The sequence below is a fragment of the Achromobacter maghribensis genome, assembly GCF_057334215.1.
The window spans coordinates 18,034-42,172 of record NZ_JBHFII010000016.1; the positions used below are offsets into that span (position 1 = coordinate 18,034).

General features: G+C 64.0%; 20 protein-coding genes. 11 read left to right on the forward strand and 9 right to left on the reverse strand.

What is annotated here, in order from left to right; genetic code table 11:
- Positions 1–45: 45 nt before the first annotated feature.
- The 3 genes from ACE039_RS06545 (at position 46) to ACE039_RS06555 (ending at position 3,014) form a co-directional block, all read left to right on the forward strand.
- Entirely contained in the window at positions 46–729 is a 684-nt protein-coding gene (locus ACE039_RS06545) for a DUF2848 domain-containing protein (protein ID WP_313464885.1), read from the forward strand.
- Positions 730–820: 91 nt separating this feature from the next.
- Complete coding sequence (locus ACE039_RS06550) at positions 821–2,170, forward strand: amidase (RefSeq protein ID WP_485821975.1); 1,350 nt, start codon at positions 821–823, stop codon at positions 2,168–2,170.
- Positions 2,171–2,207: 37 nt separating this feature from the next.
- The gene (locus tag ACE039_RS06555) at positions 2,208–3,014 is read left to right on the forward strand and encodes a putative hydro-lyase (protein WP_105558268.1); all 807 of its coding nucleotides are present in this window, start codon (positions 2,208–2,210) and stop codon (positions 3,012–3,014) included.
- A gap of 79 nt (positions 3,015–3,093) precedes the next feature.
- Here the strand turns inward: ACE039_RS06555 and ACE039_RS06560 are convergent, their stop codons facing one another.
- The 4 genes from ACE039_RS06560 to ACE039_RS06575 form a co-directional block, all read right to left on the reverse strand.
- On the reverse strand, positions 3,094–4,167 hold the full coding sequence (locus ACE039_RS06560) for a porin (protein ID WP_105558267.1): 1,074 nt from the start codon (positions 4,165–4,167) through the stop codon (positions 3,094–3,096).
- 335 nt (positions 4,168–4,502) lie between these two features.
- Positions 4,503–5,804, reverse strand: a complete 1,302-nt coding sequence (locus tag ACE039_RS06565; protein ID WP_105558266.1) for a TRAP transporter large permease — start codon at positions 5,802–5,804, stop codon at positions 4,503–4,505.
- A complete protein-coding gene (locus tag ACE039_RS06570) occupies positions 5,797–6,297 on the reverse strand; it encodes a TRAP transporter small permease (protein ID WP_448708557.1) in 501 nt (166 codons plus the stop codon). The genes ACE039_RS06565 and ACE039_RS06570 overlap by 8 nt, the downstream gene beginning before the upstream one ends.
- Positions 6,298–6,304: 7 nt before the next feature.
- Entirely contained in the window at positions 6,305–7,279 is a 975-nt protein-coding gene (locus ACE039_RS06575; RefSeq protein ID WP_485821960.1) for a TRAP transporter substrate-binding protein, read from the reverse strand.
- Positions 7,280–7,557: 278 nt separating this feature from the next.
- Here ACE039_RS06575 and nudC point away from each other — a divergent pair, with 278 nt between their 5' ends.
- The 3 genes from nudC to ACE039_RS06590 all read left to right on the forward strand — a co-directional run bounded on the left by nudC (position 7,558) and on the right by ACE039_RS06590 (position 12,682).
- Positions 7,558–8,328 carry an NAD(+) diphosphatase gene (gene nudC, locus ACE039_RS06580; RefSeq protein WP_105558263.1) on the forward strand — a complete coding sequence of 257 codons (771 nt, stop codon included), beginning with the start codon at positions 7,558–7,560 and terminating at the stop codon, positions 8,326–8,328.
- A gap of 139 nt (positions 8,329–8,467) precedes the next feature.
- Positions 8,468–8,977 carry a winged helix DNA-binding protein gene (locus ACE039_RS06585; RefSeq protein WP_105558262.1) on the forward strand — a complete coding sequence of 170 codons (510 nt, stop codon included), beginning with the start codon at positions 8,468–8,470 and terminating at the stop codon, positions 8,975–8,977.
- 78 nt (positions 8,978–9,055) lie between these two features.
- A complete protein-coding gene (locus tag ACE039_RS06590; RefSeq protein ID WP_485821961.1) occupies positions 9,056–12,682 on the forward strand; it encodes a hydantoinase B/oxoprolinase family protein in 3,627 nt (1,208 codons plus the stop codon).
- A gap of 25 nt (positions 12,683–12,707) precedes the next feature.
- On the opposite strand, the gene ACE039_RS06595 is transcribed toward ACE039_RS06590, so the two are convergent.
- Entirely contained in the window at positions 12,708–13,742 is a 1,035-nt protein-coding gene (locus ACE039_RS06595; RefSeq protein WP_485821962.1) for a C45 family autoproteolytic acyltransferase/hydrolase, read from the reverse strand.
- A gap of 165 nt (positions 13,743–13,907) precedes the next feature.
- Here ACE039_RS06595 and glnH point away from each other — a divergent pair, with 165 nt between their 5' ends.
- From glnH to glnQ, 3 genes are all read left to right on the forward strand, one after another.
- Positions 13,908–14,660, forward strand: a complete 753-nt coding sequence (gene glnH, locus ACE039_RS06600) for a glutamine ABC transporter substrate-binding protein GlnH (protein WP_105558259.1) — start codon at positions 13,908–13,910, stop codon at positions 14,658–14,660.
- A 157-nt stretch (positions 14,661–14,817) separates the two neighbouring features.
- Positions 14,818–15,474 carry a glutamine ABC transporter permease GlnP gene (gene glnP / locus ACE039_RS06605; RefSeq protein ID WP_105558258.1) on the forward strand — a complete coding sequence of 219 codons (657 nt, stop codon included), beginning with the start codon at positions 14,818–14,820 and terminating at the stop codon, positions 15,472–15,474.
- The gene (gene glnQ / locus ACE039_RS06610; protein ID WP_105558257.1) at positions 15,471–16,199 is read left to right on the forward strand and encodes a glutamine ABC transporter ATP-binding protein GlnQ; all 729 of its coding nucleotides are present in this window, start codon (positions 15,471–15,473) and stop codon (positions 16,197–16,199) included. The genes glnP and glnQ overlap by 4 nt, the downstream gene beginning before the upstream one ends.
- A gap of 76 nt (positions 16,200–16,275) precedes the next feature.
- On the opposite strand, the gene ACE039_RS06615 is transcribed toward glnQ, so the two are convergent.
- The 4 genes from ACE039_RS06615 to ACE039_RS06630 form a co-directional block, all read right to left on the reverse strand.
- Positions 16,276–17,457, reverse strand: coding sequence for an aminotransferase class I/II-fold pyridoxal phosphate-dependent enzyme (locus tag ACE039_RS06615; protein WP_485820977.1), 1,182 nt, complete (start codon positions 17,455–17,457; stop codon positions 16,276–16,278).
- A gap of 26 nt (positions 17,458–17,483) precedes the next feature.
- A complete protein-coding gene (locus ACE039_RS06620; protein ID WP_485811775.1) occupies positions 17,484–19,166 on the reverse strand; it encodes a hydantoinase B/oxoprolinase family protein in 1,683 nt (560 codons plus the stop codon).
- 10 nt (positions 19,167–19,176) lie between these two features.
- Complete coding sequence (locus ACE039_RS06625) at positions 19,177–21,276, reverse strand: hydantoinase/oxoprolinase family protein (RefSeq protein WP_485821963.1); 2,100 nt, start codon at positions 21,274–21,276, stop codon at positions 19,177–19,179.
- Between the two features lie 194 nt (positions 21,277–21,470).
- Positions 21,471–22,157, reverse strand: a complete 687-nt coding sequence (locus tag ACE039_RS06630; protein ID WP_485821964.1) for a FadR/GntR family transcriptional regulator — start codon at positions 22,155–22,157, stop codon at positions 21,471–21,473.
- A gap of 374 nt (positions 22,158–22,531) precedes the next feature.
- Between ACE039_RS06630 and ACE039_RS06635 the strand changes: the two genes are divergently transcribed.
- Both ACE039_RS06635 and ACE039_RS06640 read left to right on the forward strand, forming a co-directional pair.
- Complete coding sequence (locus tag ACE039_RS06635) at positions 22,532–23,542, forward strand: TRAP transporter substrate-binding protein (protein WP_310028260.1); 1,011 nt, start codon at positions 22,532–22,534, stop codon at positions 23,540–23,542.
- Positions 23,543–23,599: 57 nt separating this feature from the next.
- Positions 23,600–24,109: a TRAP transporter small permease gene (locus tag ACE039_RS06640; RefSeq protein WP_310028263.1), complete on the forward strand. Its 510-nt coding sequence runs from the start codon at positions 23,600–23,602 to the stop codon at positions 24,107–24,109.
- The last annotated feature ends 30 nt before the right edge of the window (positions 24,110–24,139 follow it).

The following is a 24,139-nucleotide window of genomic DNA, read 5'->3' on the forward strand; positions in this document are numbered from 1 at the left end:
GTCCGGGCCCCCCCCGATTCCACCCTTTGATTTCGCAGGACTGATATGAAAGCCGTATTCAACATCGACGACGCCAATCCCCGCCAAGTGGAAGTGGACTTCAACACCCTGATCGTGGCCGGCTGGGCCGGACGCGACATGGCTGCCATCGAGCACCACATCGAAGAGCTGGCCGCCATCGGCGTGCCGCGGCCGACCAGCGTGCCGCTGTACTACCGCATCGCCGACAATCAGCTGACCCAGGCGGAAAGCGTGCAGGCCGTGGGCGAAGATTCCTCGGGCGAGGTCGAAACCTTCGTGTTCGCCGTGGACGGCGAGATGTACGTCAGCATCGCGTCCGACCACACCGACCGCAAGCTGGAGACGGTCAGCGTGGCCATGTCCAAGCAGGTCTGCGTGAAGCCCGTGGCGACCACGGCCTGGCGCCTGGCCGACGTGGCCGACTACTGGGATGAACTCGTCATCCGTTCCTACATCGTCGAGAACGGCGAAAAAGTGCTGTACCAGGAAGGCCCGCTGTCCACGCTGCGCACGCCGCAAGACCTGATCGCCGGCTACACCGGCGGCGCGGCCGTGCTGCCGCAAGGCGCGGGCATGACCTGCGGCACGGTGGGCGCCATCGGCGGCATCCGCGCTGCCGCGGACTTCACCATGGAACTCTTCGATCCGCGCCGCCAGCGCACGCTGCGCCACCGTTATCATGTTGAATCGCTGCCTGTGGTGGCCTGATTCCGGTTTCGCACGGCATTGACCGTCAGGCGCGCCCAGGAAGGCTGCGCCTGTTCGCACTTTTTTGCCGCAAGGCGGCACTAGGACAATGATGGCTTCGACCTTGAATGAACTGAGCTTGGCCCTGCGCGAGGGCCGCACCAGCGCGGTGCAACTGACTGAAGCGGCCCTGGCCCGCGCCCGCGACGAGGCGGGCGAGGGCGCCCGCGTGTTCACCAAGCTGTATGCCGAATCGGCGCTGGCGCAGGCGCGCGCGTCCGACACGTTGCGCGCGGCCGGCATCGTCCGGTCGGCGGTGGAAGGCTTGCCCATCAGCATCAAGGACTTGTTCGACATCGAAGGCGAAACCACGATGGCCGGCTCGGTGGCGCGCGAAGGCGAACCGGCGGCCGACGAGAACGCCGAAGTCGTCCAGCGCCTGATCGCGGCCGGTGCCGTCATCATCGGCCGCACCAACATGACCGAATTCGCGTATTCGGGCCTGGGCATCAATCCGCATTACGGCACGCCGCTGAACCCGTACGACCGCAAGACCGGCCGCATCCCCGGTGGCTCGTCCTCCGGCGCCGCGGTGTCCGTGGCCGACGGCATGGCGGTTGCCGGCATCGGTTCCGATACCGGTGGCTCCGTGCGCATCCCCGCGGCGCTGTGCGGCCTGACCGGCTTCAAGCCCAGCGCCTGGCGCGTGTCGATGACGGGCGTGCTGCCGTTGTCCGCCAACCTGGACTCCATCGGCCCCATCGCCGCCAGCGTGCGCTGCTGCGCCGAGCTGGACGCCATCTTGTCCGGCGACGGCGGTCCGCTGCCGGATGCGCTGCCGCTGCGCGGTCTGCGGCTGGCCGTGCCGACGACGTTGGCGCTGGACGCCATGGAAAAGCACGTCGCCGACACGTTCGCGGCCACCGTGGCGCGCTTGAAAGACGCCGGCGCGTTGGTCGACGAAATTGCCATCCCCGAATTCGCGGAAATGGGCAGCATCAACAGCAAGGGCGGCTTCACCGCCGCCGAAGCCTGGGCCTGGCATCGCGACCTGATCGCCCGCGCGGGCAAGCGCTACGACCCGCGCGTGGTGTCGCGCATCATGCGCGGGCAGGACATGTCCGCCGCCGACTACCTTGACCTGCTGGACGCCCGCGAGGCCTGGGTGGCTGCCGTTGACCACCGCATCGCCGGCTACGACGCCCTGATCATGCCCACCACGCCCATCGTCGCGCCCGCGGTGGCTGACCTGTCGGCTTCCGACGAGGCCTATTACGCGGCCAACGGCCTGATCCTGCGCAATCCCACGCTGATCAACTTCCTGGATGGCTGCGCGTTGTCGCTGCCGTGCCATGCCGCAGGCACGGCGCCGGTGGGCCTGATGATCGCGGGCAGCAACGGCGCCGACCGCCGTATCCTGGCGATCGGCCTGTCGGTTGAAACGCTGCTGGCCGACCGCTGAGCGGCTGCCATTTCACCCTTGCAACGAGAGGATCTCCATGGCGCCCGCCGACGTAGTACGTAACCGTGTCGAGCTAGCCCGCGAGGCGCGCCTGGCGGCGCGCAGCGGGAAACTGACCGGCCCGACCGCCAATCTTGCCCCGGGGCATGTGCAGGCGAATCTGGCGATTCTGCCGCGCGCATTGGCGGCCCAGTTCCTGCACTTCTGCCAACGCAATCCCAAGCCTTGTCCTTTGCTGGCCATGTCTGAACCGGGCGACCCGGCGTTGCCCGAATTGGGCGTGGACATCGATATCCGAACCGACATTCCGCGCTATCGGGTCTGGAAGGACGGGGAATTGGTCGCCGAACCCACGGACGTGCGCGATTACTGGCGCGATGACCTCGTGTCGTTCCTGATCGGTTGCTCGTTTTCGTTCGAAGAGGCGATGCTGGATAACGGTCTGCCCGTGCGCCACATCGAGCAGGGCTGCAATGTGCCCATGTACCGCACCAACATTCCCACCCATCCCGCCGGCGTATTTGGCGGGCCCTTGGTGGTTTCCATGCGGCCGTTGAAAGCGGCGGACGCGATCCGCGCCATCCAGGTGACCTCGCGCTTTCCCTCCGTGCACGGTGCTCCCGTGCACATCGGGGATCCGTCGCTGATCGGTATTTCGAATATCGATCGGCCGGACTACGGTGATGCTGTCGAGATTCGGCCCGGCGAAATGCCGGTGTTCTGGGCTTGCGGCGTGACGCCCCAGTCCGTGGTCGCGTCGGTGCGGCCCGAGTTCTGCATCACGCATGCACCGGGGCATATGCTGGTGACCGACCTCGTCAACAGCCGCATGGCGATGCTGTAGACAAACAAAAAGCCCATCGCTTTGTCGCGATGGGCTTTTTTCCATGCGGCCCAGGCGCGGGCCGCAAGGCAGTCAGGCTTTAGAAAATGTGGCGGAAGCCCACTGCCGCGCCGACCTGATTGCTCTTGCCGGCGATTTCGCCGCTGGCGGCGTCGCTGACTTTGTTCCAGTCCACGGTGCCGTAGACTTGCGAACGCTTGGACAGCGCGTATTCCGCCACCGCGACCAGCGCGTAGCGCTTGCCCTTGTCGCCTTCCGTGACCACGTTCTTGCTCTGGTCGTAGTAGCCGGCGCCGGTGATGGCCCAACGCGGGGTGGCTTGCCAGGTCACGCCGGCGAAGTAGCCGTTGTCCTTGCGATCCAGCCCCGAGGCGGTGGTGGTGCCGCCCATGACGGCGTTGACCCAGCCCGTTTCGTCGCGGCCGTTGTAGTAGCCGGCGAAGATCTTGGCGCTGTCGAACTGGTAGGACGCGTTCAAGTTCCAGACACGCTGGCGCAGATCGGAATCGGTGCCGTCGAAGGTCTGCTGATAGGCGGCGCCCAGGCCCAGCTTGCCAACCATGTAGCGCAGGCTGGCGCCATACTGCTGGCCGGCCTTGTGGTCTTCCCAGCTTTCGCCGTTGGCCCACGACAGCGCCACGGACAAGTCGCCAATGGTGTTGGCGTACTTGGTCATGTTGTTGGTGCGCACGCGGCCCATGGCGGCGGGCATCCAGGCGTTCTGGTCGTAGTTGCCGATGGTCAGCGGGTCGAAGTAGTCGGCCAGCAGATCGTGCATCGGCGTGTTTTGCAGACCCAGGGTCAGTTGGCCGATGCTGCCGCCGTCAAGGCCCACGTAGGCCAGGCGGCCGAACGTCTTGCCGGACGCCGACGAATTGCCGTTCTGCAGGTTGAAGCCATTTTCCAGGCGGAAGAAGGCGCGATTGCCGTTGCCCAGGTCTTCCGAGCCGCGCAGGCCCCAGCGGCTGTTGGAAATGGCGCCGTTCTCCATCGAGACGCGGCTGCCTTCCTGGCCAACGCTGCCGGCGCTGGTGTTCAGGTAGCGGATGCTGACGTCGGCGATGCCGTACAGGGTGACGCTGGTTTCAGCCGAAGCCGAGCCGGCGGCCAGGCCAAGGCCTGCGAGGGCGAGGGATAGGGTGATGCGTTTCACTGAGGACTCCTCCTGTGTAGCTGTTTTTGATTGCACCTGGCTTGTGGCCGGGTGTGTTGCGCCGGGCGGATCGTCTGACGCCGGGCCGCGGCACCGACGCTTTGAGTAAGCGCGGGTCCGGAGCGTTGGCCCGAAAGGTATGACTGCGCCACATTGGTGCAACGTGTAAGCGCCAGGGGATTCTAAAAAAGTTACTGGTTGTGTAGGGCCACTTTTTTTTCGGCGTTTTCCCTGGTTTACAGAATTCGAAAACAGGAGGCGCGCGGAACCGTCGCCGGATGGTCGCCAAAAAAAACCCCGTTCTGAGAACGGGGTTTCGGCAGAGCCACGACGATTTACAAGGTCATGTGCAGTGGCAGCCACGTCGCGATGCCAGGGATGGCATAGAGCAGCAGGACCGCCAGGATCATCAGGAAGAACATCGGCAACGAGGCGCGGGCGATGTAAGGCAGTTCCCGCCCGCTCATGCCCGACAGCACGAACAGGTTGAAGCCCACCGGCGGCGTGATCTGTGCCATTTCCACCACGAAAACGATGAAGATGCCGAACCAGATCAGGTCGATTCCGGCGGCTTGCACCGTCGGCAGCAGCACGCCCATGGTCAGCACCACGATCGAAATGCCGTCCAGGAAGCAGCCGAGCACGACGAAGAACACCATCAACGCCATGATCAGGCCGAATTGCGACAGGCCCAATCCGCCGATCCATTCCGCCAGCGCGCGCGGCAGGCCGATGTAGCCCATGGCCAGTGTCAGGAACTGCGCGCCCGCCAGGATCAGCGCGATCATGCAGTACAGGCGCGTCGCGCCCAGTAGCGATTGCTTGAACGTGGCGCGCGTCAGCGAGCCCTGCAGCCCGGACAGGATCAATGCGCCCACGACGCCTACCGCGGCCGCTTCCGTGGCCGTGGCGATGCCGGAGTAGATCGAACCCAGCACCGCACCGATCAGCAGCATCACGGGGATGAGGTGGCGCGAACGCGACAGTTTCTGCATGAACGTCAGGCCCGGGTCGGCCGCGGGGACCTGGTCGGGGTTGCGGATCGCCCACCAGGCGATGTAGCCCATGAACAGCAGGGCCAGCATGGCGCCCGGAAAGATGCCGGCGATGAACAGCTTGGCGATGGAGACGTCCGCCGCCACGCCGTAGACGATCATGATGATGGACGGCGGGATCAGCAGGCCCAATGTGCCGGCGCCGGACAGCGTGCCCAGGATCTTGTCTTCCGGGTAGCCGCGGCGGGTCAGTTCGGGAATGGTCATCTTGCCGACGGTGGCGCAGGTGGCGGCCGATGATCCCGACACGGCGGCGAAGATGGCGCAACCGATCACGTTCGTGTGCAGCAGCCGGCCGGGCAACCGGTTCAACCACGGGGCCAGGCCCTTGAACAGATCCTCGGACAGCCGGGTGCGGAACAGGATTTCCCCCATCCACAAGAACAGTGGCAGGGCGGTCAGCGTCCAGCTGGACGAAGCGCCCCAGATGGTGACGGCCATGGCGTCGCCCGCCGGCCGGCTGGAAAAGATCTCCATCCCGATCCAGGCCGTGCCCGCCAGCGTCAGGCCGACCCAGACCCCGCAGCCCAACAGCACGAAGATCGAGACGACCAATAGGGTAATGACAAGAAGTTCATTCATGGGTTTGCTGCGAAGAAGCGGCGGGCAGGCCGCGTGTACGGCGGACCAGCTCGTCAAGAAGGGCGACCAGGAACAGGATCGTGCCCACCGCCATGGAGATCTGCGGGATCCAGAGCGGGGTGGCGTCGTTGGACGTGGAGATGTCTTGGAACTGCCAGGAGTCGTAGGTCAACTTGACGCTGAAGAACGCGAAGGCGGAGGCCAGGAGGCAGCCCACGGCCAGCGCGAAAATATCCAGGCGGCGGCTGGGGGCGGGGGCCAGCGAATTCAACAGCAGCGTCACACGGATGTGTTCGCCGTGCTTGAACGTGCTGGCCAATGCCAGGAAGCCTGCCGCCGCCATGAAGTAGCCGGCGTAGGCGTCGGTGCCCGGGATATTGAAGCTGAGCTGGCGGGCGATGATCGCCGCCAGCACCGACACCAGCACGCCGATCGTGCACAAGCCGGCCAACAGGCCGGCCGCGCCGTAAAGACCATCTAGAAAGCGGCGCATGGAACTATCACTGCTTCTTGTAGGCGTCGATCATGGCTTGGCCGTCGGCGCCTGCCTTCTTCAGCCAGTCATCCAGCATGCGCTTGCCGATCACCGACAGGCCTTCCTTCAGCTCGCCCGTGGGCTTGATGGTTTCCATGCCGTTCTTGGCCAGTTCCGCCTGATACCACTTGTTCTTTTCCTGCGACAGCTTCCAGCCGCGTTCTTCGGCTTGGGTGGCGGCCTTCTTCAAGGCATCCTGCGTGGCCGGATCCAGCGCGTCGAAAGCCTTCTTGTTCACGATGATGGCGTTCTTGGGCAGCCAGGCTTGCGTGTCGTAGAACTTCTTGATGTATTCGTAGGTCTTGGTGTCGTAGCCGGTGGATGCCGACGACATGTACGAATCGATCACGCCGGTGGCCAGCGCTTGCGCCAGTTCAGCTTGCTGCACCGTGACCGGTTGCGCGCCGACCAGTTCGGCGATCTTGGCCGTGACCGGGCTGTATGCGCGCCACTTCAGGCCCTTCATGTCGTTGATCTGCTTGATGTCGCGGTTGGCGAAGATGCCCTGGGGCGGCCATGCCACGGCGTACAGCAGGGTCATGCCCTGAGAAGCCAGCTTCTTTTCCAGGAACGGTTTCTGCGCCTGGTACAGCTTGAACGACGCCTCATAGCCGGTGGCCAGGAAGGGCAGGCCGTCCAGTTCGTAGATCGGGTCTTCGTTGGCGAAGTTGGTCAGCAGGATTTCGCCGATTTGCGCCTGGTTGCCTTGCACGGCGCGCTTGATTTCCGGAGCCTTGTACAGCGACGCGTTGTTGTGCAGCTGGATCTTCAGCTTGCCTTGCGACAGGGTGTCGACGTCCTTGATGAACGTCGTCAGGTTTTCCACGTGGAAGTTGCTGGCCGGGTAAGCGCTGGGCAGGTCCCACTTCGTTTGCGCCTGTGCGCCCGCGCTGAACGCCAGGATGATGCTGCCAGCCAGCAGCGAGATTTTCTTGTACATGAGTGGTCCTTCTTTGCGAATGATGAAGACGGGTTGTGCCCGATAGGCATTGCGAAAGAGATGGCCGCGCCGTTGTGGCGCGGCTTGAAAGCCGTGCCATTCTAGGGTGCTGCGGGGCAACATCGCGCACAAAAAAAGGGGTTTTACGGGTTAATCCTAGGCTGACGGACCCGCTATCGTTGAAGGTTGAATCTTTTTGCGTCGCGGCGTCGCCACGCATCCAGGGACCCGTTTTTCTTCTAAGATTGCAAGATCGAAAACGTAGTGCAGAGGCCCGTGTGAATTTCGTATTTCGCCGTGATGAATTGCTGGTTCAAGAAACGTCCAGCGTGTTGCCGGATATGGCGCTGTGTGAACGCATCGGCCTGGCGCCCGCCGCCTTGCAGCCAGTCTGGATCACCCCCGCGTCGCCGTACCGCACGATTCATGTGGACCCGGGGCTGGAAGCGCCCGAGGGTTACGCCTTCAAGAAGCTGCGTTCCTTGTTCGGGGTGCTGGACGACGAACGCATGGCGCTGGCGGGCCGGGCCTACCAGATCGCGGAATGGGCACGCACGCACCGGTTCTGTGGTGTCTGCGGCACGCCAGCCGAACGGGTCGCGCACGAATTCTGCCTTCGCTGCCCGTCCTGCGGTTTCTCGGCGTATCCGCGCATTTCGCCTGCGATGATGGTGCTGATCCGCAAGGGCGACAGCATCCTGCTGGCGCGCCACACCACCACGGCCACGTCCCGCTACACCGCCTTGGCCGGGTTCGTCGAACCGGGCGAGAGCATCGAGCAGACCGTGCACCGCGAGGTCTTCGAAGAAGTCGGCCTGAAGGTCGGTAACCTGCAGTATTTCGGCAGCCAGCCCTGGCCGTTCCCGCATTCGCTGATGGTCGCCTTCACGGCCGACTACGTGTCGGGCGATATCCGGGTGCAAGAAGACGAGATCGCCGATGCCCGCTGGTTCGGCCCGGGGGACGCCATGCCCGACATCGCGCCCCGTATTTCGATTGCGGGCTGGCTGATCCGAGCCAATCTGCCAATGGGCTGGTCTGCCCCCTGAATTCCCGAATTTGCTGGGTAAAACGCTAGGGGATTTCCCTCGAAATGGGGGTTTCCTGTCGTCTGATGGTTATTTTTTATGGATGAAATATCCATAAATTATTAGTATTTCGATCAGATCAACTTGGCTAGCGCCTTCCATGAGCTCTTCTCTGATCGCGTCGTCGTCCCATCTGGCCGACGGCAGCGCGCCCGATCTGTCCGAAGTCGAATTCGGGCTGATGATCGCCAGCCACGCCTTCGACCGGTGGACGGTGCGCTGCATGGCGGCGGCCGGCCTGCCGGAACTGACGCCCACCGACGTCATGGTCTTTCACCATGTCTATCACCGGCAGCGTCCCAAGAAGCTGGCCGACATCTGCTTCACGCTCAACGTCGAAGACACGCATATCGTCAGCTACGCGCTGAAGAAGCTGGATCGCCTTGGCGTGGTGCAAGGCCAGCGCAGCAGCAAGGAAGTGTTCTACAGCGTTACGCCGGAAGGCGCGGCGATCATCAAGCGCTACGGCGAGATCCGCGAACAATGCCTGACCGCCGGCCTCGATGCGCCGGGCGGGGGCGGGCTGGAATTCAGCCGGCAGCTGGCGCACACGCTGCGCGCGTTGTCCGGCCTGTACGACCAGGCGGCCCGGGCGGCAACCTCTCTCTGATTCCCTTTCGGGCACGCCCCGTCACCTGCACTCCGACCGCGGCTTATGCGCCGCGGCCGTTCGTTTTCAAGGACATGTATGAAGAAGTGGCAATTCTGGATTGATCGTGGGGGCACCTTTACCGACATCGTGGCGCGGCGCCCCGATGGCACCACCACCACCGCGAAGATGCTGTCGGAGAATCCCGAGCAGTATCGTGACGCGGCGGTCGCGGGCATCCGCAAGCTGCTGGGCGTGGCGCCCGGGCAGCCGGTGCCTGTCGAGCAGGTCGACTGCGTGAAGATGGGTACCACCGTTGCGACCAACGCCTTGCTGGAACGCAAAGGCGAGCGCACCTTGCTGGTCACGACGCGCGGCTTCCGCGACGGTCTTCGCATTGCCTACCAGAACCGGCCGCGGCTGTTCGACCGCAACGTCATGCTGCCCGAAATGCTGTACGAGTCGGTCGTCGAGGCCGACGAGCGCGTGGCGGCGGATGGCGAAGTCATTCGCGACCTTGACGAGGCGGGCCTGCGCCAAAGCATGCAAGCCGCCTTCGACAGCGGCATTCGCGCCGTTGCCATCGTCTTCATGCATGCCTGGCACGCCACCGGGCACGAGCAGCGCGCCGCTCGCATCGCGCGCGAGATCGGGTTCACGCAGGTATCGGCTTCGCACGAGGTCAGCCCGCTGATCAAGTTCGTGTCGCGCGGCGACACCACGGTGGTGGACGCCTACCTGTCGCCGATCCTGAAGCGCTACGTGGACCAGGTGGCCGGCGAATTGCCGGGCATCCGCCTGATGTTCATGCAATCCAGCGGCGGCCTGACCGACGCGCACCGTTTCCGTGGCAAGGACGCCATCCTGTCCGGGCCGGCCGGCGGCATCGTCGGCATGGTGCGCACCAGCGAAATCGCCGGATTCCCGAAAGTGATCGGCTTCGACATGGGCGGCACCTCGACCGACGTGTCCCACTATGCCGGCGAGTTCGAGCGGGAATTCGAAACGCAGGTCGCGGGCGTGCGCATGCGCGCTCCGATGATGAGCATCCACACGGTGGCGGCGGGCGGCGGCTCGATCCTGCATTTCGACGGCGCGCGTTTGCGCGTCGGCCCCGATTCGGCTGGCGCCAACCCCGGGCCTGCCTGCTATCGCCGGGGCGGCCCGCTGGCCGTGACGGACTGCAACGTGCTGCTGGGCAAGATCCAGCCAGACTTCTTTCCCAAGGTTTTCGGTCCCGACGCCAATCAAGCGCTGGACCGCGACGCCGTGGTGGACCGCTTCACCGCCATGTCGGACGAGGTGCGCGCGGCGACGGGCCGAGAGATGACGCCAGAGCAACTGGCCGAGGGCTTTCTGGAAATCGCCGTGGGCAACATGGCGGAAGCCATCAAGCGCATTTCGGTGCAGCGCGGCCACGACGTGACGGAATATGCGCTGACCGTATTCGGCGGCGCCGGCGGCCAGCATGCCTGCCTGGTGGCCGATGCCCTGGGCATGACGACGGTCTTCGCGCACCCGCTGGGCGGCGTGCTGTCGGCCTACGGCATGGGGCTGGCCGATCAGACGGACATGCGCCAGAAGACCGTCGAAAAAGTGTTGGACGCCAGCCTGATGGGCCAGTTGAAAGACGAGCTGGATGAACTGGCCTCGCAAGCGGTGGGCGAGTTGCGCCGCCAGCACGTGCCGGAGGGCGACATCAGCGTGCAGCGCCGCCTGCACCTGAAGTACCGCGGCACCGACACGGCGTTGGAAGTGGCGTTTTCGGGCCTGGATCAGGCGCGCAGCGATTTTGAAGCGGCGTACCGGCAGCGCTATTCCTTCCTGATGCCGAACCGCGAACTGGTGGTCGAGACCATTTCGGTGGAAGCCACGGGTGGCGGCGAACGCGTTGGCGAAGCGGCCGTGTCGCGCACGCGCGAGGGCGCGCTGGCGCCGCGCCGCGTGGTCGGCATGTACAGTGCGGGCGCCTGGCGCGACACGCCCCTGTATGTCCGCGAAGACATGGCGGGCGGCGACGTGGTGGCGGGCCCCGCCATCATCTCCGAGCCCAACCAGACCACGGTGGTCGAACCCGGCTGGCAGGCGGAATTGACGTTGCAGGACCACTTCGTGATCCGTCGCGTGGAAGTCCGCCAGGAACGCCGCGTGGTCGGCACGCAGGCCGACCCGGTCATGCTCGAGGTATTCAACAACCTGTTCATGTCGATTGCCGAGCAGATGGGCTATCGGCTGCAGAACACCGCGTATTCGGTCAACATCAAGGAACGCCTGGATTTCTCCTGCGCCATTTTCGACGCGCAGGCGCGCCTGATCGCCAATGCGCCGCACATGCCGGTGCACCTGGGGTCGATGGGCGAATCGGTGCGCACGGTCATGAACGCGAATGCGGGCCGCATGATGCCGGGCGACGCGTATGTGGTGAACGACCCCTACCATGGCGGCACGCACTTGCCCGACGTCACGGTCATCACCCCGGTGTTTGATCACGACGGACGCCAGATCCTGTTCTATGTCGGGTCGCGCGGCCACCACGCCGACATCGGCGGCACCACGCCGGGCTCGATGCCGCCAGACTCCAAGACAGTGGAAGACGAGGGCGTGTTGTTCACCAACTTCCAATTGGTGAAGAACGGCGAGTTCCGTGAACAGGCCGCCCGCGACATCCTGGGTTCCGGCCGCTGGCCCGCGCGCAATCCGGACCAGAACATCGCCGACATGCATGCGCAGATCGCGGCCAATGAAAAGGGCGTGCAGGAGCTGCTGCGCATGTGCGACCACTTCGGCCTGGATGTCGTGCGCGCCTATATGGGTCACGTGCAGGACAACGCCGAAGAGGCGGTGCGCCGCGTGATTTCGGTGCTGAAGGACGGCAGCTACGAATACCCGTTGGACAACGGCGCGGTCATTCGCGTGGCCGTGAAGGTGGATACCGCCGCGCGCACTGCCGTGGTGGACTTCACCGGCACGTCGGCGCAGTTGGACAACAACTTCAATGCGCCGGGCGCGATCGCCGTGGCGGCGGTGTTGTATGTGTTCCGCACGCTGGTCAACGACGATATCCCGTTGAACGATGGCTGCCTCGTGCCGCTGTCGATCATCGTGCCGGAAGGTTCGATGCTGCGCCCGAATCCGCCGGCCTCGGTGGTGGCGGGCAACGTCGAGACCTCCATGTGTATCGTCAACGCGCTGTACGGCGCGCTGGGCGTGCTGGCAGCCAGCCAGGGCACGATGAACAACTTCACGTTCGGCAATGCCCGCCATCAGTACTACGAGACCATCTCGGGTGGCACTGGCGCCGGGCCGGTGCGCATCGATGCCGCGGGCCCGCACGACGAGGGCTTCGCGGGCACGTCCGTCGTGCAGGCGCACATGACCAATTCGCGTCTGACGGACCCCGAAGTGCTGGAGTTCCGTTTCCCCGTGCGGCTGGAATCCTACGAGATCCGCAAGGGCTCGGGCGGTGCGGGCCGCTACCCGGGCGGCGAAGGCGGCGTGCGCCGCATCCGCTTCCTGGAAGACATGACGGCGGCCATCCTGTCCAATAACCGGCGGTTTGCGCCGTTCGGTCTGGCGGGCGGGCAGCCGGGGGCGATGGGGCGCAATACGGTCGAACGGGTTGACGGCTCCATCGAGGAGCTTGGTCCGCAAGACAGCGCCCAGCTGCATCCGGGCGATGTGTTCGTCGTGGAAACGCCGGGCGGCGGCGGTTACGGCGCGCCGTAAGGCGGGCCCCGATGTCCGGTCCCGCTCAGTCGGGATCGGACATCACGTCCAATGCGATATCCGCCTTGTCCCGGCGGTCATAGACCCGCAGCGCGACGTCGTCGTCCCGAATTTCAAATACCGCGGTGGCAAGCGTGTTCTCGCCGTCGGGGTCCCTGGCATCCGTGCGCAGGATGGGCAGCGCGCCCAGCGTGTCATGCAGGGCGGCCAGCACGTCGGCGCCGCCGGTGTCGGGCGACCAGCCGTCCACGATCCCTTCGATGCGGTTTTGGCGTTCGCGCGATGATTCGGTGACGACCTGGGGCTGCCCCCGGGTTTCGCGGTGGACCATATGGTTGGCGTGCCCATAGCGCGTGCCGACGTCCAGGATGGACACTCCGCCAGGCGTGGCCTCGACGCTGATCAGGCGCGAGTCCGTGGCGCTGCCCAGCGTATGGTGGAAGCCGCCGGCCCGCGGCAGATCGCGCAGCAGGGTGGTCGCCTGGTCCAGCGTCGTGCAATCCAGCACGGCCCGCGCAAGCAACATGCGCGGCACGCCGGCATGCCGCTGGCGGGTTCGCAGGTTGTTGATGGTCTGCACCAGACCGGCCCGGTTGGCCCCGAAAGTATGTCCGGGCAACGAACCCGGGTAGTAGAAGCTGAGATAACCGGGCGCGTCGTCCAGCGCGACATCCACCAGATGGCAGCGGCCGTACAGATAGGGGTCGCCGTCTTCGTTATGGCCGATCCAGCGTGAACCGTCGGCAGCCTTCAGGGCGACCGAGGTGCAGCCGTCCCCGGTGCTGTGGAGCAGGTCGCCGCGGCAATTCCAGAGCAGCACGTCTTCGACCGGCATGCGCAGGCCGTCCGCCAGCCCTTCAAGTTCTTCCCAAAGCGCCGGCAGCGCCGCGCGCGCCTGTTGTCCAAGTTCGGTCACATAGGCGTGCCCGCGCCAGGGCCGCAGGGCTTCCCAGGTGCTGCTTTGGTTCAAATATACCGACATGAGGGGACGGGCCAGCTTGCCCAGCGCCTGTCCAACCTGACGCCGATTTCCGGCAATGCGTACATATTTGTAGGGCATGGGGATTCTCCGGGTGTCATGGGGATTGTAATTTTTCTAAGCTCTGTCCGGTGGGGACGGATGCGTTAAGATCCCCAATACGTTGCACCGGAGACCCCGGCGTAGCCAGGAATCATGCCCCTACAACAACCCCGGGGTGCCGACGGTCCCCAAGAGGAGAGTTTCATGATCAAACGTAAAGTCGCCGCCGCCTTGGTCGGCCTGTCCGTGGCCATGTTCGGCGCCGTCTCCGGCGCCCAGGCCCAAGGCAAGGAATTGGTGGTGGCCACCGATACCGCTTTCGTGCCGTTCGAATTCAAGCAGGGTAATACCTATGTGGGTTTCGACATTGATCTCTGGGCGGCCGTCGCCAAGGAACTGAACCTGAAGTACAAGCTGCAGCCGATGGACTTCAACGGCATTATCCCCGGCCTGCAAACGAAGAACATCGACGCCGCGCTGGCGGGCATCACGATCCGCGATGACCGCAAGAAGGTCATCGATTTCTCGGACCCGTACTACGAAAGCGGCCTGGCCATTCTGGTCGGCGACAAGAACACCGACATCAAGGACGCCAAGTCGCTGTCTGGCAAGACCGTCGCCGTCAAGACGGGCACCGCCACGGTGGACTTCCTGAAGGCGCAGGTGCCGGACGCCAAGCTGAAGCTGTTCCCCAACATCGACAACGCCTATCTTGAACTGGCCACGGGCCGCGTGGACGCCGCCGTGCACGACACGCCAAACGTGCAGTACTACGCCAATACGGCCGGCAAGGGCCGCGTGAAGGTGGTGGGGTCGGTCAAGAGCGGCGACTTCTACGGCATTGCCTTCCCCAAGGGCAGCGAACTGGTCCCGCAAGTGAACAAGGCGCTGGCCACCCTGAAGGCTAACGGCCAGTACGACGCCATCTACGAAAAGTGGTTCGGTAAAAAGCCGTAATCGATGCGCATACGCTTTGCATTCGGGGCCGCCCGCCGGTAAGGGCGCCGGACGTTCCAACCGGAACGCCGCGCTCGGGCGGACGGCCCCGAGCCGTTTCCGCCGCCCGGCGGTCCCACCATGATGCGGCGCAAGATGGCGCCATAGGGGGAATATCGTGGAGTTTGACTGGGGTGTAATTCAAGCCGCGCTACCCAACTTGCTTGAGGGTACGCTGATGACCGTCAAGATCACGTTCTGGGGCTTGGTGGGCGGTTTCCTGCTGGGCGCGCTATCGGGCGTGACGCGGGCATACGGGCATCCGATCCTGTCGGCCATCGCGCAGGTATATGTGGCGGTCATCCGTGGCACGCCGATCGTCGTGCAGGTGATGTTCATCTACTTCGCCTTGCCGCTGCTGGCCAATCTTCGCGTGGATGCCGAGTGGGCGGCCATCGTCACGCTCATCATCAATTCCGGCGCCTACATTTCCGAAATCGTCCGCGGCGCGCTGCTGTCGGTGCACAAGGGGCTGAAGGAAGCGGGCCAGGCAATGGGTCTGCCGTTTCACAAGATCCTGTTCCATATCATCGGGCCGGTGGCATTTCGCCGCATGATCCCGCCGTTGGGCAATCAGTGCATCATCAGCTTGAAGGATTCCTCGCTGTTCATCGTGATCGGGGTCGCTGAACTGACGCGGCAAGGCCAGGAGATCATGGCCAGCAACTTCCGCGCCGTTGAAATCTGGTCGGCCGTCGCGATCGTCTACCTGATCCTGACCGGCTTGATGGCGCTGGGCCTGCACCTGGTGGAAAGAAGGATGCGCATACTATGAGCATGGTCGAATTTCATAACGTCACCAAGAACTTTGGCGAGTCCATGGTGTTGAACGGCATTTCGCTGAACATCGACGCGGGCGAGGTCGTGGTGGTGGTCGGGCCGTCGGGCTCGGGCAAATCCACGTTCCTGCGTTGCATCAACGTGCTTGAAACGATCAACGGCGGCGACTTGCTCGTTGATGGGCTAAGCGTGAAGGGCGACGCCGCGCAGGTGCGCGAGATCCGTCGCGAGGCCGGCATGGTGTTCCAGCAATTCAATCTGTTCCCGCAGATGACCGCGCTTGAGAATGTCATGTTCGGGCCGGTGCATACGCGTGGGCAAGACCGCGGCGAAGCGCGCGAACTCGCCCAGGGCTTGCTGCACAAGGTCGGGCTGAGCGAACGCATGAACCACTATCCGTCGGAGCTTTCCGGCGGCCAGCAGCAACGTGTGGCGATTGCCCGCGCGCTGGCGATCAAGCCCAAGCTGATGCTGTTCGACGAGCCCACGTCCGCGCTGGATCCCGAACTTCGCCACGAAGTGCTGAAGGTGATGCGCGACCTGGCGGAAGAGGGCATGACGATGGTGGTCGTTACGCACGAAATGGAATTTGCCCGCAAGGTGGGCAGCCGCTTGATCTTCATCGACGCGGGCAAGATCGCGCACGACGGCCCGCCCGCCGAACTGCTTAGCAATCCGCCCAGCCAACGCCTGAAGGATTTCCTGCAACACGTGGCGTGATGCGCCTGGCCCCATAAAAAAGCCCTGTATCTGAATGGATACAGGGCTTTTTATTGGGTGACTGCGATGATGCCCGTCAGGCTGGCTGCAATGCCTTCACTGCCGTTTCAATGGCCGCCAACGCTTCGGATAACGCTTCACGGCTGGCAGCGAACGACAGGCGGAAATAGGGCGACATGCCGAACGCCGCGCCCGGCACTACTGCCACGCCGCCGCTTTCCAGCAGATACGTCGCTACGTCCACGTCCGTCTGCAGCACCTTGCCGTCCGGCGTCTTCTTGCCGATCAGCGCCGAGCATTCGGGATACGCATAGAACGCACCCAGCGGCGCCTGCGCGAGCGTCAGTCCGTTGATACGGCGCAGCCCCGCAACGGTCAGTTCGCCGCGCGCCTGGTATTCGGCACGGCTGGTGGTGACGAAGTCCTGCGGGCCGTCCAGCGCCTGGATGGCCGCCGCTTGCGACACGCCGCTGGCGCTGGTGGTGCTTTGCGATTCCAGCTTGTTCAGTGCGGCGATCAGCCCGTGCGGGCCGGCCGCATAACCCAAGCGCCAACCGGTCATCGCGTAGGCTTTGGACACGCCGTTGATGATCAGCAGACGCTCGCGCAACTGCGGGCACGCTTTTCCAAACGACACGAAGGGCGCATCGCTTAGCAGCACATGCTCATAGATCTCGTCAGAGATGATGAGTACGTCCGGGTGCGCGTCGAGCACGCGGCCCAGTGCTTGCAGCTCGGCGTCGCTATAGAGCGCGCCCGTCGGGTTGCACGGCGAGTTCAAGATGAACCAGCGCGTGCGCGGCGTGATGGCCGCTTCCAATTGGGCGGGCGTGAGTTTGAAGCCTTGCGACGGCGGGCAGGGCAGAACGACGGGCACGCCGCCGTGCAGGCTGACCATGTCGCTGTATGACACCCAGTACGGCGCGGGAATCACGACTTCGTCGCCGGCTTCCAACGTGGCGAGCCACGCGTTGAAGAGCAGTTGCTTGGCGCCGTTGGCCACGGTGATTTCATCCGCCGCATAGTCCAGCTCGTTTTCCCGCTTGAACTTGCGGACGATGGCGGCGCGCAGTTCCGGGCTGCCAGCGGGCACGGTGTAGCGCGTCCAGCCTAGCCGCATGGCCTCGGTCGCGGCGTGCTGGATATGGTCTGGCGTGTTGAAGTCCGGTTCGCCGACGCTTAAGTCGATGATCTTGCGGCCTTCGGCGCGCAGGGCGCGGGCGCGCGTCGACACCGCCATGCTGGGCGAGGTCGGCAAGTCCCGTGTTCGTCGATTCTCATACTTCATTGTGCTGCCTCGGTGTTCAGCTGTTCGGGCGTCAAGCCGTAGTGTTTCAGCAGGCCCGCTTCGTCGATGTAGCCGTTGGCCAGATCATGGCGCAGCGCATCGCGGTCCCGCTTGGCGGGCGCGCCGAAGCCGCCTCCGCCAGGAAGTTCCAGCACCAGCCGTTCGCCGGGCGGCACATGCTGCGTGCCCTTGCCGCGCAACACGGTGCCGTCGCTCAGCGACACCTTGCCCGGTTCGCCGGACAAGCCGCCGGCGCGCCCGCGTGCAGGGTTGCCGATACGGTCGAACATGGCGTTGAAGCGGAAGACATAGCCGTCGCGCGGACCCAGTTCCATCACCTGGCCCAAGCCGCCGCGGTATTGGCCCGCGCCGCTGGAGTGTTCACGCAGTTCCTTGCGCCATACGACGATGGGGCCGGTTTGTTCGGTGGCTTCGGCCGACATGGCGTGCACGCCGCTGGGGAACGCGGTGGACGACAATCCGTCCAGCGTCGGGCGGGCGCCGGTACCGCCGCTGTTGAACATCAGGATTTCGGCGGGCGGCAAACCGGAATCGGCTTGTGCGGGGCGGGCGCTGACGTGCAGGTTCCACAGCGCGCCCGAGCCTTCGGCGGGAATGCGTTCCGGCAGGAAGTGGTGCAGGGCGCCCAGCACCAGATCGGGCACGAAGTGGCCCAGCACGTGGCGCACGGCCACCGGGCTGGGGCGCTGCGCATTCAAGATGCAGCCTTCGGGCGCCGCCACCGAGAATGGCGCGAGCGATGCGGTGTTGTTGGGCACCTCGGGGGCAATCACGCATTTCAAGCCGTAGCACGCGTAGGCCTTGGCGTAGGCCAGCGGCACGTTGATGCCGTATGTGCTGGCGGGCGACGTTCCCGCGAAGTCAGCGACCAAGCCGTCGCTGCCCACTTCCAGTTCCACCTTCAACGTGACGGGCTGGTCGTAGCCGTCCAGGGTCATTTCGTTTTTGTACTTGCCGCGCGGCAACGCCGCGATGCGTTCCAAGGTCGCGGCCAGACTGCGTTCCAGGATGAAGCCGCCAATGCCGTCCAGATCGGTCAGCTCGAACTCATCCATCATCTCCATCAGGCGGCGATGCCCGGTATCATTGCACGCCGCCAACGCGTACAAGTCGCCCACCACCTTGTCCGATTCGCGTACGTTGTTGCGCAGGATGTTGACCAGATCGCGGTTGATGTCGCCACGCACGGCGAACTTCATGATCGGCACGCAAATGCCTTCCTCATAGACTTCGCGCGCGTCCGGGCCGAAGCCGCGTCCGCCGACGTCAACCACGTGAGCCGTTGCAGCGAAGTAGCCAATCAGCTGGCCGTCCCGAAACGAGGGCGTGACGACGGTGAAGTCGTGCAGGTGGCCGGTGCCTTTCCAGGGGTCGTTGGTCAGGTAGACGTCGCCTTCGAAGATGTTCTCCGGCCCGATGTCGGCAATGAACGTGGGCACGGCGTCGGCCATCGTGTTGACGTGGCCCGGCGTGCCCGTCACGGCCTGCGCAAGCATGCGGCCTTGCTGGTCGAAGATGCCGGCGGACAGATCGCCAGCTTCGCGCACGCTGGTGCTGAATGCGGTGCGGATCAGCGCCAGGGCTTGTTCTTCCACGACCGAAATCAGGCGGTTCCACATGACTTGCATGTGAATGTTCTTCAGGTTGTCGGTGCTCATGGCCGGCTCCTTAGGCGGTGGCGGCGGTGCGCTTGCTCGACACGAGCAGGCAGCCGTCGGCTTGGACGATGGCTTCGAAAGACGACGTGATCAGCGTGGACGTTTCGCGTTCCACCACGATCGCAGGCCCGGCGATACGTGCGCCAGTGGGCAGCCCTTCACGTTCGACGATCGCCGCATCGACCATTTCGCGCAGCTTCGCGTCGAAGATTCGGCGCTGCCCGACGGCGGGCGCGTCGGCATTGGCCTTGACCAGCGTCAGGCGCTGCACGGGCGGCAGCGGCGAACTCGCTTTGACGGCCCAACTGATGGCTTCGATATCCAGCCCATCAATCGGCCGTCCGAAGTAGCGCGTATACGCGGCTTCGAAGTCGTCGCGCAGTCGCGTCACGTCACCGTCCGAGAATTGCGTCGTGCGCAGCATCACGGGAATTTCCCAGCCCTGGCCCACATAGCGCATATAGACCTTGGCTTCGACAACGGGTGTCTCGCGTGAATCGCCTTGCAGCGCGAAGGTCATGGCTTCGTCCTGCAACTGCGCCAGCAAGTGGTTGACGGCGGCGCAATCGAAACGCGTCAGCCGGAAGTTGGCGCTGCGCACGCTTTCATAGCCAAAAGGTGATCGCAGGAAGCCGATTGCGGAACCCACGCCCGCGCCGGGCGGCACCAGGAAGCGGTCGATGCCGGTCTTTTCGCACAGGCGCGCAGCGTGCAGGGGGCCGGCTCCGCCAAAGGTGATCATCGTGTACTTGGAGATCTCGCGGCCGCTTTCCACGGTGTGCACGCGCGCGGCGTTGCTCATGTTCTCGTCGACGACTTCGGCGATGCCATACGCACCATCTTGAGCAGACAGTTCAAGCGGCTGCGCGACTTCGTTCAGTACGGCAGTCTGGGCGAATTCGGTGGACAGCGAGATCGATCCGCCCGCGAAATTGTCGGGGTCCAGGCGGCCGAGCAGCAAGTCAGCATCGGTGACAGTGGGCAGCTTGCCGCCGCGGCGGTAGCAGGCGGGGCCGGGTTCGGACCCTGCGCTATGCGGGCCGACGCGAATTTGCCGCATGACGTCCAGCCCGGCAATGGACCCGCCGCCCGCGCCAATCTCCACCATTTCCACAACTGGAATGGAAATCGGCATGCCGCTGCCTTTCTTGAAGCGGTAGGTGCGCGCGACTTCGAACGTGTTGGCGGTTTTGGGGGTTTGCTCGTCGATCAGGCAGATCTTGGCGGTGGTGCCGCCCATGTCGAAGGACAGCACGGAGTCCAGCGCATAGCGCGCGGCGATGTGGGCGGCGAAGATCGCTCCGCCAGCGGGGCCGGATTCCACCAGCCGCACGGGAAAGCGTGATGCGCTGTCCACCGAAATGATGCCGCCACCAGAGTGCATGATGAACACCGGGCAATCGGCGCCGGCCTCATGAATCTTCTTCACCAGCCGGTCCAGGTACGACTGCATCAGCGGGCGCACGTAAGCGTTGGCGCAGACGGTATTGAAGCGTTCGAATTCACGCAGCTGGGGTGAGACTTCGGAAGAGATTGAGATCGACACGTCGGGCAGGCGGCGGCTGAGCACATCGCGCATGCGCTGTTCGTGCGCATCGTTCACATAGGCGTGGATGAAACCGATGGCCACGCTGTCGTAGCCGCCGGCTTCGATCTGTTCGGCCAGCGCTTGCATGTCGGCGTCCGACGGGGCGATCAGTACGCCGCCCGCGGCGTCGATGCGTTCGCGCAGCGTCAGGCGGTCGCGCCTGTCAATCAGCGCCGGGGGCAGCTTGATGTCCAGGTCATATTGTTCGAAGCGGCTTTCCGAGCGCATTTCCAGCACGTCGCGAAAGCCCTCGGTCGTGATGAAGGCGGTGTGCGCGCCGCGCCGTTCTATCAGGGCATTGGTGGCCAGCGTGGTGCCGTGGATGATGATGCCGATGTCCGACAAGGCGATGCCGGCGTCTTTGGCCACATCGCGCAGACCCTGAACGATGGCGCGCTCGGGCGCCTCGTAGTCGGTCAGAACTTTTGTTGAGTGAAGCTTGCCGGCGATTTCAAGGGCCACATCGGTGAAGGTACCCCCGATATCGACCCCCACGCGTGCTTTCTGTTGCGGTGTTGACACTGCTTTCTCCTGGGAAAACAAGGATATACGGCCATGGCGCCGGGTGCGAGATTCCCGGGCTGAATGGCAAGAGCAGACACTAAAGCGGCGATACGTATGATGGGGGTTGTCATACAGGTGGTCAATCAGGGATTTTCCGGCCGCCGAAAAAAAACGGCCATGTGGCCGTTTTCAGGGGTGTTGAATGCAGGGGTTCAGCGCTTGGCAGCCAACTGCTTGCGATAGCGCGCCACGCTTTCCCCCAGGTGGCGCGCCATGGCGGCACGCGCGGCGCCGGGGTCGCCACGCATGATCGCGGCCATGATCACGCCATGCTCGCGCGCGGTGCGTTTTTCATAGTCGCGCAGCTCTTGCTCGGACTTGCCGCCGTGCTTGATTTTCAGGTCCAGCATGACGTCTTTGACCGCCGATTCAAGCAGATGCGCGAAGTGGGGGTTGTTCGATGCGCGCGCAATCGCCAGATGGAAATTGAAGTCGGCCTGCACAGCTGCGGCGCGGTCGCTTTCGGCGGCGTTGAACTCATCGGAGGCTTGAATGATATCGGCCATATTGGCCGGAGTCCGGCGTTCTGCGGCCAATCCCGCCGCTTCGACTTCAAGGCCGACCCGCACTTCCATGATGTGCAGCGCCCAGCGGCTCTCCGCCGGGGGCTGGATGTCGAAGCTGATGGGCGGATCATGATCTTCCGTGACGAACACCCCCAGCCCTGGGCTGCTGACGACGCGGCCGCCCAAACGCAGCGACGCCATGGCCTCGCGGATAACGGTGCGGCTGACCTTGAATTCCGTGCACAGCGCCTGCTCGGAAGGCAGCCGTTGCCCGGGCCGGTAAACCTGCGTATCCAGCCGTTCGGATAGCGTCTGGATAACGACGTCAGTCAAGCGTGTGCGGGGCTTCTTGGGCGTGTTGTTCAAATCGCGGATTCCGTGTTGGATCGGGGGGGCGAACCTTCCGTCTGGGTAGGGCGGATGTCTCGCATTGTAGGGGGCGCAAGGTTGTCATATGGGTTCGTGTAATCCCTATGCCTGGGCATGCCGTTCATGGTGGTGCGCCAATGCGTCATTATGCCGCTATTGCGCGCCATATAAGGGCTAAATGCAGTGCATTGGTGTCTAAAACTGCACCAACTTGGAGGCCATAATTTTGAGTTGTATGACGGCACCTGTATGAATACAATGAATTGCGAGTCGCGTTCAGCGCGCTAAACGGCAGCTTGGAAACAGTATCTTCGTCAGACCACTACAAGGGGATTTCCATGCAGTTCTTACGCAAGCTCTTGGTGACGGCGGCCTGCGCCTGCCCGATGGTTGCGGCCTCTGCCGCCACGACCTGGACCATGGCTTCCGGTTATCCGGAAAGCAGTTTCTTCACGCAAAACATCCGTCAGTTCATCAAGGAAGTCGAAACCGAAAGCCAAGGCCGGCTGAAGGTGGACTTGCGCTCCAACGACACGCTGGTCAAGCACGACGCCATCAAGCGCGCCGTGCAGGCCGGGCAGATCCAGGCCGGTGAGATCCGCCTGGGTGTGTATGGCAACGAAAATCCGATGTATATCCTGGATGGCTTGCCGAACATTTCCGCGAACTACGAAGAAGCCGCGTTGCTGACTGACGCGCAGAAGCCGTACTTCGACAAGCTGCTGGGCAAGAACGGCTTGCGCGCCATCACCTATGTGGCGTGGCCAGGGCAGGGTTTCTTTACCAAGACGCCCGTTTCCGCGCCTGCCGATTTCAAGGGCAAGAAGCTGCGCATCTATTCGCAGCCGACGCAGAAGATGGGCCAGATGCTGGGCTTCCAGGCCACGATTCTGCCGTTCGCAGAAGTGGCGCAGGCGTTTGCTACCGGCTTGATCGACTCACTTTTCACCAGCGCGCAAACCGGTATCGACACCCAGGTGTGGGACAACTGCAAGTACTTCATGTACACCGGCACGTTGCACAACAAGAACGTGGTCATCATCAACGAACGCGCGTTCCGCGCGCTGGAGCCGGACGTGCAGAAGATCGTGCTGGCGGCCGGCGAACGCGCCACCAAGCGCGGCTTTGAAATGAGCCGCAAGGCGGGCGAAGACACCGTCGAGACGTTGCGCAAGAACGGCATCACAGTGACGCAGGCGGGGCCGGAAGTGCAGAACGCCTTGGCCGAAGTGGGCAAGACCATGGTGGAAGACTGGCGCAAGAGCGCCAGCCCCGACGAGCAGAAGGTGCTGGACAACTACCTGGCGGCCAAGGCCGCCCAGGCGCCAGCCAAGACGGCCGCCAACTAGCGGCTGGCGGGGCCACGCGCCCCGCTTTTTCTGCATCTTCGGGAGCGGTACAAGATCATGTTGAGAAAATTTCTTGACGGCCTCTACACGCTTAGCGGCGTGCTGGCCGCGGCATTTCTGGCCGGCATCGCCATCAGCATCATTGCGCAGATCATCGGCCGCGCGCTGGGCTATACGGTGGACTCCACCGAAATCTCGGGGCTGTTCATGGCGGCCTCCACCTTCCTGGGTCTGGCCTACACCTTTCGCGACGGCGGCCACATTCGCGTGGGCCTGATCGTCAGCCGCCTGACCGGCGGTACGCGCAAAGTCGTCGAACTATGGTGCTGCGTGTCCACCGCGCTGTTAATGGGCTACATCGCCTGGCAGGCCGTGCTGTTTGCGTGGCAGTCATTTGAATTCGATGACATCAGCCCCGGCTTGCTTGCCATTCCGTTCTGGATCCCGCAATCGGCATTGGCGGCCGGACTCGTGATCCTGACGATCGCGCTGGTGGATGCGGCCCTTGCCGTCGCGCGCGGCGAAGAGCCGGGCTACGACAAGAACAGCGAGGCAGCGTTGGAATAACGCGCCGGGCGACATGGGCGGGCGCCGCGC

Excerpts from the sequence above, each read along its gene's own strand:
- ACE039_RS06545 (WP_313464885.1), top strand. The coding sequence starts at position 46 with ATGAAAGCCGTATTCAACATCGACGACGCCAATCCCCGCCAAGTGGAA.
- ACE039_RS06550 (WP_485821975.1), top strand. The coding sequence starts at position 821 with ATGGCTTCGACCTTGAATGAACTGAGCTTGGCCCTGCGCGAGGGCCGC.
- ACE039_RS06555 (WP_105558268.1), top strand. The coding sequence starts at position 2,208 with ATGGCGCCCGCCGACGTAGTACGTAACCGTGTCGAGCTAGCCCGCGAG.
- ACE039_RS06565 (WP_105558266.1), bottom strand. The coding sequence starts at position 5,804 with ATGAATGAACTTCTTGTCATTACCCTATTGGTCGTCTCGATCTTCGTG.
- ACE039_RS06570 (WP_448708557.1), bottom strand. The coding sequence starts at position 6,297 with ATGCGCCGCTTTCTAGATGGTCTTTACGGCGCGGCCGGCCTGTTGGCC.
- ACE039_RS06575 (WP_485821960.1), bottom strand. The coding sequence starts at position 7,279 with ATGTACAAGAAAATCTCGCTGCTGGCTGGCAGCATCATCCTGGCGTTC.
- ACE039_RS06585 (WP_105558262.1), top strand. The coding sequence starts at position 8,468 with ATGAGCTCTTCTCTGATCGCGTCGTCGTCCCATCTGGCCGACGGCAGC.
- ACE039_RS06590 (WP_485821961.1), top strand. The coding sequence starts at position 9,056 with ATGAAGAAGTGGCAATTCTGGATTGATCGTGGGGGCACCTTTACCGAC.
- ACE039_RS06595 (WP_485821962.1), bottom strand. The coding sequence starts at position 13,742 with ATGCCCTACAAATATGTACGCATTGCCGGAAATCGGCGTCAGGTTGGA.
- glnH (WP_105558259.1), top strand. The coding sequence starts at position 13,908 with ATGATCAAACGTAAAGTCGCCGCCGCCTTGGTCGGCCTGTCCGTGGCC.
- glnQ (WP_105558257.1), top strand. The coding sequence starts at position 15,471 with ATGAGCATGGTCGAATTTCATAACGTCACCAAGAACTTTGGCGAGTCC.
- ACE039_RS06620 (WP_485811775.1), bottom strand. The coding sequence starts at position 19,166 with ATGAGCACCGACAACCTGAAGAACATTCACATGCAAGTCATGTGGAAC.
- ACE039_RS06635 (WP_310028260.1), top strand. The coding sequence starts at position 22,532 with ATGCAGTTCTTACGCAAGCTCTTGGTGACGGCGGCCTGCGCCTGCCCG.
- ACE039_RS06640 (WP_310028263.1), top strand. The coding sequence starts at position 23,600 with ATGTTGAGAAAATTTCTTGACGGCCTCTACACGCTTAGCGGCGTGCTG.